This window comes from Rhizobium sp. NZLR10, assembly GCF_019685125.1.
Lineage (GTDB): Bacteria > Pseudomonadota > Alphaproteobacteria > Rhizobiales > Rhizobiaceae > Rhizobium.
The window spans coordinates 19,973-32,687 of record NZ_JABDWE010000008.1 but is presented as its reverse complement, the minus strand read 5'-3'; the positions used below and the strand labels follow the sequence as shown (position 1 = coordinate 32,687).

Annotated in this window: 14 protein-coding genes; all 14 read left to right on the top strand. The window is 55.7% G+C overall.

Annotation, left to right across the window (positions count from 1 at the left end):
• The first annotated feature begins 1 nt into the window (after position 1).
• The 14 genes from HJB82_RS13745 (at position 2) to HJB82_RS13680 (ending at position 12,714) form a co-directional block, all read left to right on the top strand.
• Positions 2 to 1,108, top strand: a complete 1,107-nt coding sequence (locus tag HJB82_RS13745) for a DegT/DnrJ/EryC1/StrS aminotransferase family protein (protein WP_221116056.1) — start codon at positions 2 to 4, stop codon at positions 1,106 to 1,108.
• Entirely contained in the window at positions 1,105 to 1,983 is an 879-nt protein-coding gene (locus HJB82_RS13740; RefSeq protein ID WP_221116055.1) for an ABC transporter permease, read from the top strand. Before HJB82_RS13745 ends, HJB82_RS13740 begins: the two co-directional genes overlap by 4 nt.
• A complete protein-coding gene (locus tag HJB82_RS13735) occupies positions 1,983 to 3,302 on the top strand; it encodes an ABC transporter ATP-binding protein (protein WP_221116054.1) in 1,320 nt (439 codons plus the stop codon). The genes HJB82_RS13740 and HJB82_RS13735 overlap by 1 nt, the downstream gene beginning before the upstream one ends.
• Entirely contained in the window at positions 3,299 to 4,279 is a 981-nt protein-coding gene (locus HJB82_RS13730) for an NAD-dependent 4,6-dehydratase LegB (protein ID WP_221116053.1), read from the top strand. The genes HJB82_RS13735 and HJB82_RS13730 overlap by 4 nt, the downstream gene beginning before the upstream one ends.
• On the top strand, positions 4,272 to 4,985 hold the full coding sequence (locus HJB82_RS13725) for a sugar phosphate nucleotidyltransferase (RefSeq protein WP_221116052.1): 714 nt from the start codon (positions 4,272 to 4,274) through the stop codon (positions 4,983 to 4,985). Before HJB82_RS13730 ends, HJB82_RS13725 begins: the two co-directional genes overlap by 8 nt.
• The gene (locus HJB82_RS13720) at positions 4,978 to 5,823 is read left to right on the top strand and encodes an NAD(P)-dependent oxidoreductase (RefSeq protein ID WP_221116051.1); all 846 of its coding nucleotides are present in this window, start codon (positions 4,978 to 4,980) and stop codon (positions 5,821 to 5,823) included. Before HJB82_RS13725 ends, HJB82_RS13720 begins: the two co-directional genes overlap by 8 nt.
• Before the next feature lies 1 nt (position 5,824).
• Complete coding sequence (locus tag HJB82_RS13715) at positions 5,825 to 6,895, top strand: radical SAM/SPASM domain-containing protein (protein ID WP_003588387.1); 1,071 nt, start codon at positions 5,825 to 5,827, stop codon at positions 6,893 to 6,895.
• 92 nt (positions 6,896 to 6,987) lie between these two features.
• Positions 6,988 to 8,004 (top strand): N-acetylneuraminate synthase family protein, encoded by a 1,017-nt coding sequence (locus tag HJB82_RS13710; RefSeq protein ID WP_221116050.1) that lies wholly within the window; start codon positions 6,988 to 6,990, stop codon positions 8,002 to 8,004.
• Positions 7,986 to 8,678, top strand: coding sequence for a cytidylyltransferase domain-containing protein (locus HJB82_RS13705; protein WP_405048933.1), 693 nt, complete (start codon positions 7,986 to 7,988; stop codon positions 8,676 to 8,678). The genes HJB82_RS13710 and HJB82_RS13705 overlap by 19 nt, the downstream gene beginning before the upstream one ends.
• Positions 8,660 to 9,625, top strand: a complete 966-nt coding sequence (locus HJB82_RS13700) for a PseG/SpsG family protein (protein WP_221140240.1) — start codon at positions 8,660 to 8,662, stop codon at positions 9,623 to 9,625. The genes HJB82_RS13705 and HJB82_RS13700 overlap by 19 nt, the downstream gene beginning before the upstream one ends.
• The gene (locus HJB82_RS13695; protein WP_221116047.1) at positions 9,622 to 10,323 is read left to right on the top strand and encodes a WbqC family protein; all 702 of its coding nucleotides are present in this window, start codon (positions 9,622 to 9,624) and stop codon (positions 10,321 to 10,323) included. The genes HJB82_RS13700 and HJB82_RS13695 overlap by 4 nt, the downstream gene beginning before the upstream one ends.
• Complete coding sequence (locus HJB82_RS13690) at positions 10,320 to 10,952, top strand: PIG-L deacetylase family protein (RefSeq protein ID WP_130709564.1); 633 nt, start codon at positions 10,320 to 10,322, stop codon at positions 10,950 to 10,952. Before HJB82_RS13695 ends, HJB82_RS13690 begins: the two co-directional genes overlap by 4 nt.
• On the top strand, positions 10,937 to 11,803 hold the full coding sequence (locus HJB82_RS13685) for a hypothetical protein (RefSeq protein WP_221140238.1): 867 nt from the start codon (positions 10,937 to 10,939) through the stop codon (positions 11,801 to 11,803). Before HJB82_RS13690 ends, HJB82_RS13685 begins: the two co-directional genes overlap by 16 nt.
• Positions 11,800 to 12,714, top strand: a complete 915-nt coding sequence (locus HJB82_RS13680) for a TIGR04325 family methyltransferase (RefSeq protein WP_221116045.1) — start codon at positions 11,800 to 11,802, stop codon at positions 12,712 to 12,714. The genes HJB82_RS13685 and HJB82_RS13680 overlap by 4 nt, the downstream gene beginning before the upstream one ends.
• Position 12,715 lies beyond the last annotated feature (1 nt).

Genomic DNA, 12,715 nt, shown 5'->3' with positions numbered 1-12,715 from the left:
GATGATTGAGTATGAAAGTCTTGCGCAGGCCAACCGCGCGCTGATGGAAGAGTTGGAAGCGGTTGCTTCCCGTGTCATTCGTTCCGGGTGGTACATACTTGGCAACGAGGTCTCCTCGTTCGAGGTCGAATTCGCCGCCTTTGCGGAAAGCAAACATTGCATCAGCGTGGCCAATGGTCTGGATGCGCTGATCCTGTCGATTGAAGCGCTCGATCTGCCGAAAGGCAGCGAGATCATGGTTGCCTCCAATACCTATATAGCCACTATTCTGGCAATTCTTCGCGCCGGCCACAAACCCGTTCTGGTGGAGCCCGAACGCGAAACCTTCAATATAGATCCGGCGCGCCTTCCCGCTGCGCTCACACGCAACACGCAGGCAATCTGCGTGACGCATCTTTTCGGCAAAGCCTGCCGGATGACCGAGATCGCCGCGTTTGCGAGCGAACATGGTCTCAAGGTGATCGAAGATTGCGCGCAGTCTCATGGCGCGCGCTATGACGGCAAGCTGACCGGCACCTTTGGAATCGCCGGCTGCTTCAGCTTCTATCCGACCAAGAATCTTGGAGCTCTCGGAGATGCGGGCGCGATCGTCACGGATGATGACGAATTTGCAGATCGCCTCAGACACATGCGCAATTACGGCTCGAAGAAAAAATATGAGAACGTCTATATCGGTGTAAATTCCAGGCTTGATGAGATGCAGGCTGGATTCCTGCGGGTCAAACTCCGTCACCTCGATCAGGTGACTGAACATAAGCGGGCACTGGCCGATAGCTATTTTGCCAATCTGCCCGAATGGCTGGCGCAGCCGCTTCGTCGCCCTGCCGAGTATGACGTGTTTCATATCTTCGGGATACGTCACCCGGCCCGTGACGAATTGCGTCAGTGGCTGCTCGATAACGGGGTCAAGACCGAGATACACTATCCGATCGCGCCGCATAGGCAGAAGGCAATGCAAGGCATTCTTTCCGGCGATTATCCCATTGCCGATGAGCTGCATGCCACCGAGCTGAGCCTGCCTATTTCGGCCGGGCATAGAAAGGATGAGATCGAGCGTGTCTGCAGCCTTCTTGCTGCGCTCCCGGAAAAGCTGAAGTTGGCGGCATGACAGAGCACCTGAAAGGACCGGCCTCGGCACGTGCGGATGACGATTGGGATATCGTTATCAAGCCTTCGAAGGGCAATACGCCGGATCTCGGCCTTGTCTGGCAATATCGCGATCTCGTCTGGATGTTTTTCAAGCGGGATTTCACGACATTTTACAAACAGACCATTCTCGGGCCTGTCTGGTACGTCATCCAACCGTCGCTGACGGCCATGACCTATTATGTCGTGTTCGGAAAAATCGCCAATCTTTCCACGGATGGCCTTCCGCCCTTCCTGTTTTACATGTCGGGCACGATCATCTGGAGCTATTTTTCTGTTTGTCTGGCCAATAACTCCGACGTTTTCTCGAAGAATGCCAATCTGTTCGGGAAGGTTTATTTTCCGAGACTTGTGGTGCCGCTATCCGTTGCGATGAGCGGCCTAGTCGCCTTTGCGATCCAGTTCCTGCTCTTGTTGACGGTTTGCATTGGCTTGAAAATTGCCAATCCCGATCTGGCTCTGAACTATTGGTTCCTGTTGCTGACGCCGCTGGTGCTGCTCTATATCGCCGTGCTCGGCATCGGTGCCGGGCTTGTCGTTTCGGCGCTGACGGTTCGTTTCCGCGATCTTGTTTATGCCGTCGGATTCATGACGCAACTCTGGATGTATGGTACGCCGATCGTGTACCCCTTCAGCCAGATCCCGGAACGGTATCATTGGTTCTATTACCTCAATCCCATGACGACGCCGGTTCAAACTTTCCGCTGGGCGCTATTCGACGCTCCCGCGTTGCCCGTCGGTCTTTGTCTCGCCAATCTCGCGGTGACGATCGCAATCACCCTATGCGGGCTGGCACTTTTTTCGCGGGCGGAAGCTAACGCGATGGACACAGTCTGATGAACGACATCGTTATACGAGCGGAGCACGTCAGCAAGCTCTATCGTCTTGGCGTGATCAATCACGGCACTCTCTATCGCGACCTTCAGAGCTGGTGGGCGAAGTGGCGCAACCGTCCGGATCCGAATGTTTCGGTATCGGATTATGCCTCCGACCGCGGCAGGCAGTCGCGGCTGAAGGGAGACATCTTTCATGCGCTTGATGATGTCTCATTTGAGGTCGGACACGGCGAGATCGTTGGGATTATCGGCAGGAACGGTGCTGGAAAATCCACGCTGTTGAAGGTGATGTCGCGTATCACCATGCCCAACTCCGGCTTCATAGGAATACGGGGCAGAATTGCGAGCCTTCTTGAGGTTGGCACCGGATTTCATCCGGAGCTCAGCGGTCGAGAGAACGTCTATCTCAACGGCGCCATCCTTGGCATGAGCCGTACCGAGGTCAGATCCAAGTTCGATCAGATCGTCGAGTTTGCTGAAATCGGCGAATTCATTGACACCCCGGTGAAGCGATATTCGTCCGGAATGTACGTGCGCCTGGCTTTCTCCGTTGCGGCCCATCTAGAGCCGGAAATTCTTCTAATTGATGAGGTATTGGCTGTCGGCGACGTCAACTTCCAGAATAAATGCATGGGGCGCATGCAGGAAGTCACGAAGGCTGGTCGAACGATTATCTTCGTCAGCCATAATATGACTGCGATCAGCAGCATCTGCCCCAAATCGATCCTGATGGCCGACGGCAAAGTCGCTGCGATGGGCGATACCGCAGATGTGATCAAAGCCTATCTCGATCGCCCGGAATTCGGCGGCACCGCAAACTACTCGGTCAATCCCGAAGACGTCGACGGAAAGGCAGTCATATGCCGTGTCGCGGTACTGAACGAGAAGGACGAGGTTTCGGGAACGGTGGAACTTTCGAGGGGATTCTCAGTCGAGGTCGAATACGAATTGAGGGAGCCTCTTTCCGGTCTCTCGATCGGGATGCAGATCATGATGGAGGACGGCTATACTCCCCTCGTCAGCCTTTCCGATCCCGAGCTCGACGTCAGTCGCCTGGACGCCCGGCCAGCCGGTTATTATCGCGCCCGGGTCAAATTTCCCGGATATCTTCTCAATACCGGCACCTTCTACCTGCGACTGGGCATATCGAGCCGGTTCTCGATATATTCTGTCGCCGAGGGCATCCGATTTGACGTGGAGGATAATGTCGGAATTATCCAGATGCTGGGCCAACAACGGAAGCCGTCGATTTCAGCGATACAGCTGCCTTGGGAGGTCGAGAAGCTCTTCCTGCGCGATTCTGAGGGTGTTTTGAAATGAAGAAAGCGCTTGTCACCGGGGCAGATGGGTTCATTGGTTCTCACCTCGTCGAGACGCTGATCAGATCGGGTGTCGAAGTTCGCGCCCTCTGCCAGTATAATTCGTTTTCCAGCTGGGGTTGGCTCGACCAATCGGAATATCGCGGCAAGTTCGAGGTGATCCTCGGAGACGTCCGTGATCCCGCCCAGATGCGCTCCGTCGCCAGAGGTGTCGACACGATCTTCCATCTTGCCGCTCTGATTGCGATCCCCTATTCCTATCAGGCTCCCTCGAGCTACATCGATACCAATGTGCATGGGACGCTGAACGTTCTTCAAGGCGCTCTCGACGCCGGTGTCGGAAGAGTGATCCAGACCTCGACGAGCGAAGTCTATGGGACGGCACGTTTTGTGCCCATCAGCGAAAGCCATCCCCTGCAGGCGCAGTCGCCCTATTCGGCGTCCAAAATCGGCGCCGATGCGATCGCCTACAGTTATCATTCGAGCTTCGATCTGCCGGTGACGATCGCACGGCCGTTCAACACCTACGGCCCGAGACAATCTGCAAGGGCGGTTATTCCGACCGTGATTTCGCAGCTTCTGAGTGGACGAAGGACGCTGAAGCTTGGTGCGCTCTCGCCCACCCGGGATTTCAATTTTGTACAGGATACATGCGACGGCTTTCTGGCGCTGGCTGCCTGCGACGAAGCCGTCGGACAGACGGTCAATATCGGCTCGGGCGGCGAGATATCGATCGGCGATACCGTTCGGCTGATCGCCGATATCATCGGCGTCAACATCGAGATTGAATGCGACGAACAGCGTTTGCGTCCGGCAAACAGCGAAGTGGAACGACTGTGCAGTGATAACAGCCTGATCAAGTCTTTGACGGGATTTTCGCCTCGCTACAGCTTGAAAGACGGGCTCCAGGCGACGATTGAATGGCTGCGTCAGCCTGAGAATCTGGCGCGGTATAAGGCGGATCTTTTCAATGTCTAGGCGAGCAGTCATTCTGGCAGGGGGAATGGGAACGCGGCTGCGACCCTATACCGTCGTGCTTCCCAAGCCGCTGATGCCGATCGGCGATTATCCCATTCTCGAAGTCATCATTCGTCAGCTGATATCAGGCGGGTTTCAGCATATAACGCTTGCCGTCAATCATCAGGCTGAACTGATCAAGGCGTTTTTCCAGGATGGTGACAAATGGGGTGTGCGCATCGATTATTCGCTGGAGGATCAGCCGCTCGGCACCATGGGTCCGCTACGGTTGATCAAGGATCTGCCTGAGAATTTTCTGGTGATGAACGGAGACATCCTGACGGACCTGAACTATGCCGATTTTCATGACGCTCACGTCCGGGAGCAGAATATATTCACCATCTCGTCAAAGACACGGGAGCATCGCATAGACTACGGCGTTCTGGACACCAACGAGGCAGGGCTGCTGACGGGGTTCCGGGAGAAGCCGACGGCTGAGTATAAAGTCAGCATGGGCGTCTACATGGTGTCTTCGGGGGCGGTCGAGCACATACCACAAAGCGGCGCCTACGGTTTTGACCAGCTGATGCTCGATCTCCTTGCGGCCGGAAAACCGGCGACGGTTCGAGATTTTCTAGGCTATTGGCTCGATATCGGACGGCCCGACGATTATGCACTGGCGATCGAGCAGTTCGAAACCATGCAATCCAGGTTCTTGAATGGTTGATGCCATCGTCACCGGTGCTGGCGGCTTTCTCGGGAAGCGTCTGGTTGAGCGGCTTAAACAGGCCGGCGTTGACGTGCTTGCGGTTGACCGAACGCATGGTGATATAAGCGAAGAGGGAATGTGGCAGAAGCTTCCCGCAGCAGGCACGCTGTTTCATCTTGCCGGCAGGACGTTTGTCCCGGACAGCTGGTCACAAGGCCCGAGTTTCATGGCCGCCAATGTTCTTGGTACACAGCACGCGTTGAACTGGTGCAAGCGACACAAGGCGAGGCTCGTATTCGCAAGCGCCTATGTTTACGGAGTGCCGGAGCGCCTGCCGATCCATGAAAGCGATTCGGTCAGGCCGAACAACCCCTACGCTCTTTCCAAACACCTTGCCGAACAACTCTGTGAGTTTGCTGCCACACACGAGCAAATACCGGTGGTGGTATTGCGTCTTTTCAATATATATGGGGCTGGGCAGCGACCGGAGTTCCTGATACCGACGCTTCTGAACCGGATACGGGCGAAGCAGGACATACAGGTCATGGACCTCAGTCCGCGGCGGGATTATGTCTTCGTTGACGATGTCCTGAGCGCCTTTGCCAAGGCCCAGGACGTGTCGGAAGGTTACCACTGCATCAATATCGGCTCCGGAATGTCATATTCGGTGCAGGAAATCATCGATATCTTGCAGCAAGCGGCCGGCACTGATCTACCAGTAGTGTCGTCTTGCGCTGTTCGGCGGAATGAAATACCTGACGTGCGGGCCGATATTACGCGGGCTCGCGCCGTTCTCGGATGGCGGCCGGAATGGGATCTGCCCGCCGGCATCCGCGTGATGATGAAGGAGTCGTAAATTGAACGAGCGTTACGTTCCGATCAACAAGGGCAACTACTCGATGGACACGGACGAGCGCGAAGCCGCGTTCGACAAGTTCCGAGGCGAAGGTTGGGAAGCCGAATACGCGGATTACCGTCGCAAGTGGTCGGAATATGCCCTGAACCAGCAGGTTTCGGATTACCCGCTGCTGGTCGATCTCGAGCTGGCGTCGATCTGCAACCTGCGCTGCCCGATGTGCTATACCATCAGCGACGAATTTAAAAAGAGCGTCAACACGACCCGGATGGACTGGGACCTCTATTGCCGCATCATCGATGAGATCGGCGGCAAGGTTCCCGCGATCCGTCTTTCGCTGCGCGGCGAAGCCACGCTGCACAAGCGCTTCGCGGACTGTGTGCGCTATGCCAAGGATCATGGGATCAAAGAGGTCTCGACCCTCACGCACGGCTTCAAGCTCAACAGAGACTATTTCGCCGAGCTCGTCGATGCCGGCATTGACTGGATTACCGTTTCGATTGATGGCACCGGTGAGACCTATGAGAAGATACGCAAGCCGATCAAGTTCCAGGCCCTGCTCGACAAGATCAAAGACATAAAGAAATACAAGGACGAGCGCGGTCTCCACCGTCCTGTCATCAAGGTGCAAGGCATCTGGCCGGCGATCCGGGAAAATCCCGATCTCTATTACGACACCTTCGCGCCCCACGTGGATCTCGTCGCCTTCAATCCGCTGATCGATTACCTCGGCAACGATTCAGACATCGCCTATCTCGACAACTTCACCTGCCCGCAACAGTACCAGCGTTTGGTGATCGGTGCCGACGGGTTGGTGATGAAGTGCTCGAACGACGAGGAGAACCGCGAGGTTATCGGCAATGCGAACACCGAAACCGTGCACCAGATCTGGCACGGGGAAAAAATGAACGCCGTCCGTGCTCTGCACAAGGAACCGCAGGGCTTCCTGAAGAGCGAGGTCTGCCGCAGGTGCTACCTGCCGAGAGAGACCAACGACGAAACCGCACAGATTTGCGGCAGGCAGGTCACCGTCCGGAATTACGTCGACCGGAACCAGGAAATCGGGCGATAATCGACCGCAATGTGCGCATCCCAAGATTGGGCTATGGCATGCCATCAGGGCGCAAGGCAACTTTGCGGGTCGTGAATTACAGGGAGTGACGAATGTTCCGCAACTACCGGCCTGATCGCTGCTATATCATAGCCGAGATCGGCGGCAACTTTACGACGTTCGATCAGGCAAAGCGCCTGATTGACGAAGCAAAGGCGTCGGGGGTGGATGCCGTCAAGCTCCAGACGTATCGGGCCGAAACATTGTCGAGTCGCAATGCCATGTTCGATATGGAGAACACTGGCGTTACCTCGCAATTCGAGCTTTTCCGTAAATATGAAATCGGTCACGAGCTTCATGAAGCGGTTTTCCGCTATGCCGAGGAGCAAGCCCTGGACTGGTTTTCGTCTCCCTCGCATGAGACGGATGTCGACCTGCTGGAGAGATGTGGCGTTGGCGCCCACAAGGTTGGTTCTGACGACGCGGTCAACATTCCCTTTCTTCGGTATCTGGCAAGAACGGGCAAGCCGATAATCTTGTCGACCGGGATGTCGACGCTCGAAGAGGTTCGGGAATCCGTCGCCGCAATCAAGGACGCGGGCAACGATAAGCTCATCCTGCTGCACGCCATCACAAGCTATCCGACGCATCCGGAAAATGTGAACCTGGGTGCGATGCAAACGATGATGGAGGCGTTTCCGGATCTCGATGTTGGCTATTCCGACCATACATTGAACCCTGTCGCGAGCCTTTGCGCGGTCGCGATGGGCGCCCGGGTCATCGAGCGGCATTTCACCTACGACAAGGCCGCCGATGGTCCAGACCATATGCTTTCGGCTGATCCAGCGGAAATGAAATGGCTTGTAGACGCAATACGCGCGTTCGAGGTCATGAAAGGCAGCGGTCGCAAAGAGCCGGCTGCAAGTGAGGCGACGACCAGATTGAACAATCGCAAGAGCGTCGTTCTCAATAGACCCCTCAAAGCCGGTGACGTCATTTCCGCCGGCGACATTTCGGTTAAGCGGCCGGGGACGGGAATCGAGCCTAAGCATCTGGAAACTCTCGCCGGGCGACAACTGATAAGGGACCTCGAAGGCGACGTCGTCCTCCAGTGGAGCGATCTGGCGTGAGGCTTGGAATCATCATCCAGGCGCGGATGGGATCGACGCGGCTACCGGGAAAAGTACTTCGCGACATTTCCGGCAAGCCCCTTCTCGCACATGTCCTTGGCAGGCTTCAGATGTTGAAGCGGCCGGCCAAGATCGTCGTCGCGACATCATCGGCCGGCGAGAACGACATTATCGAAACTTGGTGCCTCCAACACGGCGTAGGCTGCTTTCGCGGCGACGAAGCCGATGTTCTCGATCGTTATTTCGAATGTGCGAGATCACTTGGGATGTCGGATATCGTGCGATTGACCGCGGACAATCCGTTCACCGATATCGAGGAGCTGGAGAGGCTGATCGACCTGCACCAAGAGCAGGGATTCGACTACACGCACGCGTTCGGTCAGCTGCCGATCGGCGTCGGCGCCGAGATATTTACATTCGAAGCCTTATCGCGCAGTCATCGCGAGGGGGAACTGCCGCACCATCGCGAACACGTGAATGAATACTTCACCGATCGGCCCGAGCTCTTCAAGATCGGTCAGCTCGATGTTCCCCCAACCAAAATCTCTCCGAACCTGCGCCTGACGGTGGATACCGAGGAAGACTGGAGACATGCTTGTGCGCTCGCAGCGCAGGCGGGCGGGAACTGGCTTGGGACAGAGGAAGCAATCAGGCTATGTTCGTCTTCTGCATAGAGAGTTCGCATGCACGCGGCATGGGGCATCTGTTTCGATCGTTGACACTCGCCACCGAACTGCGTTCGCGCGGTCATTCGGTCCTATTTCTAGCGAACGATCATCCAAATTCGTTGAGGGTCATCCGGGAGCGCGGCTTTGACGTAGCGCTTTATGATCTCGCCTCCGTGACCGGATGGGAGGATGGCTTTATCGAACCCGATGCATCATCTTCAGTCTGGATTAATGACCGCCTGAACACGCAGCGATCCCACAGCGAGGCGATCAAGGGTTTGGGCGCCAAGCTCGTTACCTTTGATGATCGTGGCGATGGCGCGGGACTTGCCGACATCAATATCTGCGCGCTCCTGTTCGAAAAGACTGTGGGTCTCAAGGGCAAGGATGTTCGGTTGGGGGTGGAGTACATGATACTCAATCCTGAAATCGCGGCGTTTCGCAGACTTCGGCAAAGCCTTGGATCGATCCTTGTCACGCTCGGCGGCGCCGATACTTACGGCGTGACCGTCCGCGTGGCCAAATGGCTGAGCAGCAAGCCTTTTCCTGTCACCATCGTCACGGGGCCGAGCTTCCAACACATGGCGGAGCTTGAAGAGGTCGTCGCGACCGCGGCACCGGATCGGTTCAAACTGCTCAACCAGGTCCCGTCGCTTGCGGCAGAGATGCATAGGCACGATCTGGCGATTACCGGCGGCGGTGTTACTCCATTCGAAGCCTGTGCGGCCGGTTTGCCGTGCGTGGTGATCGCCAACGAACCTTTTGAAATCCCGGTCGGGCGTGCGCTCGAGGGGTTAGGAGGGGCGTTCTTTGCCGGGCATCACTCGGCATTCGATCTCGGCATCCTGGAAAAGCCGATCCCCATCAGGACCATGAGCGAGACTGCCATGACCAAGGTGGATCTTGGCGGGGTCGGCCGCGTTGCCGATTTGTTGGAAAGACTGGCTGCATGACCATCACAGCGGTTATTCACCAGCCGGATTTCGCTTCATATCTCGGCTTTTTTCAGCGTTTTCTGAACGCCAACCTCTACATCGTTCTGGATCACGTTCAGTTCGTCCATGGCACGAGTAAAAGCTGGACGCATCGTGACAAGATAAAGACGGCACAAGGCGACCGCTGGCTCACCGTCGGAATTAGAAAGCCAAACTTCGGTACACCGATCAATGCGGTGGAATTGGCGCCCGCCACCGGCTGGATAGACCAAAACCTTTCCCTGCTTCGCGAAAACTATCGCAAGTCCGCCGGTTGGGACGAAGTCTTTCCCCGCATCGAAGCCCTCTACGGCAAGCGGTTCGACCTCTTAGCCGATTTCAATATGCATTTCCTGGACGGCATTCTGGATATGCTTGAAATCACCATGCCGACCGTGCGATCGAGTACTTTAAGTCCGGAAGGGCATAGGAACGAATTGCTTGTCGAACTGCTGCGCAAAGTGGGAGCAACACGTTATCTCTCGGGTCTCGGCGCGCGCGACTATATGCGGCCGGAAGTGTTTGAGGCAGCCGGTATCGAAATCGAATGGCAGCATTTCGTCCATCCGGTTTATCCACAGCCATTTGGCGCATTCATCCCCTATCTCAGCATTCTCGACACACTGCTGAATTGTGGTATTGCAGGCACGCGTGACCTGCTCTGGAGTTGCAAATGAATATTCTCGCGATCGGTGCCCATTTTGACGACGTGGAATTGGGCTGTGGCGGTGCGCTGGCACGCCATGCTGCAAACGGCGACACGGTGTATGTCTATGTCGCGACCGTATCCGGCTTTTCAAACCAGTATGATCAGTCGGTGCGCAGCAGCCAGGTTGCCAGAGCGGAAGCGGATGCTGCGATGGACATTCTCGGCGTCCAGAAAATGTTTTGCGGCGAGTTCAAAACGCTCCAGATCGAATTCGTCGATCCGCTGAATATCGAGATCCTCAAGCTCGTGCAGGATCTGAAGATCGATATGGTTTACACCCACTGGGTCGGAGACATCCACCATGACCATCTGGCCTTGTCGCGGGCGTCACTGCACAGCTGCCGCCATGTGCCGCGCCTCCTGATGTACCGCAGCAACTGGTACCATTCGACGGTGGATTTCAGGGGGAATTTCTACGTCGACATCACCTCCCATTGGGACCAGAAGGAAAAGGCGATCCTTGCCCATGAATCCGAGATGGAGCGCACGGGGCGGAAATGGGTGAGCTTCTTTCGCAATGAAGCCGAGAACGCCGGCCAGCGCATCGGTGTAAAATACGCGGAGGTTTTTGAGGTGGTAAAGTGGCTGCAGCTTTGAGAAAGATTTTGACCTTTGGCTCCATGCTGCTCCCCTATGGTGTGCATGAGCTGAAGCGCAGGCTAAAAAATCGTCACAAATTCTCTGCTGATGTCGCGAGTTCGCTGGCAGAAAATAGACAACTTGCTGGTCTGCACGCGGGGCAGCGCTGTTTTATTTTAGGCAATGGCCCAAGCGTCAAGGGCTTGGATCTGTCGCGACTTCAGGGCGAAACCGTTATAACTGTTTCCAATGGCTACCTGCACTCCGATTTCGACAAGTTCCAGTCTCGTTATCATTGTGTTCCGCAAATTACCTACGTATCGATGACATCGGAGGATGTGATCGACTGGTTTAAAGAGATGCATTCGCACTTGGGCGCCGCGGAACTGTTTCTCAGTTCCACTGAAGCGGAGCTGGTTCGAAAACACAATCTGTTTTCAGGGCGAACGGTTCGGTATCTCGTGCTGGGCGAAAGCTTCGACGAAAGAACATCAGAGGAAATCGTCGATATCTCTCAGCCGGTGCCGCGTGTCGATTCGGTGCCGGTGATGGCTTTGACGATAGCGATGTATCTTGGTTTCAAAGAGATTATCCTGCTCGGCGTCGACCACGATCGTTTCCTGACATCGAGCTACGGATACGCGTTCGACCTCAAGGTGCAAAAGGGAAAAGACTTCACCGTAAATGCGGACGGCATCCTGACAAGGAACCGCCACGACGAATTTCAGCAGCTGGCGCGGCTGTGGCGACAATATCGAGCCATCGCAAATATCGCGAGAGCGAATGATATCCGCATCTTCAATTCCACAGCCGGCGGAGCACTGGACGAATTTGAGCGACGGCCGTTCGAAGCCTGGTTCGAGAAATGAGGCAGATTAGTTTTTCGCTACCAGGCCTTCACTGTTTGCTTGAGGTGACGCGGGATTCGCCGCGGGCCCGTCAACAGGACATCTGGAGCGAGTTTCGGCGTCATAACGTCTTTTTCGATGGGCCTTACGATGAATGGCGCTCGGCCATGGCTGCTTCAGAGGGATATGATGCGCCGGCTATTCTTGCCAAGGCTCTTGACGCGACACGCGCAGTTGTTCAGGGACGTGCCTCCTACGAGCGAGACACCGTCGCTTTCACAGAAAGAAGCTACTCGCACCCTCTGCTCGCCTGGCTTCTCTATGTCGCGTCCCGATCCGATCTTCGTTTGAGGGTGGTCGATTTTGGGGGCGCGCTGGGAAGTTCTTATTTCCAACACCGTTTGGCCTTGGCGCATCTTGTGGAACTGAATTGGTGCGTTGTCGAGCAGCCTCATTTTGTTAGCGCGGGCCGAGCCGAATTTGAAGACGGAGGATTAAGCTTTTCCGACAGCCTGGATGAGGCGATCGATCGTGTGAGGCCGAACGTTGTTCTGCTCTCCGGTGTTCTTCAATATCTTGAACATCCTCATGAATATCTCGAGGATCTTCTGTCGAGAGGCGTCAAGTTCATACTTATCGACAGGACTGCAGCGCAGTTCGATGGCGCATCCGCACCCTTTGTGCAGCATGTCCCGGCGTGGATCTACAGCGCGAGCTACCCGGTATGGTTCTTGAACGCGCATGAAATGCAGGCCAGTTTTGCCAAGCATGATTATGAGGTTGTGGATCGCTTCCAGCCAACTGGAACATTTGGCTTAGTGACGCCGCCGCCCTTGCAAGAATTGAAGCGTTGGGGCATTGGCGTTACACCAGCGCCTCAGCAGCACGAATGGGCGTATGTTGGCTGGTTTCTCGAGAAGCTGGAAATCTAGC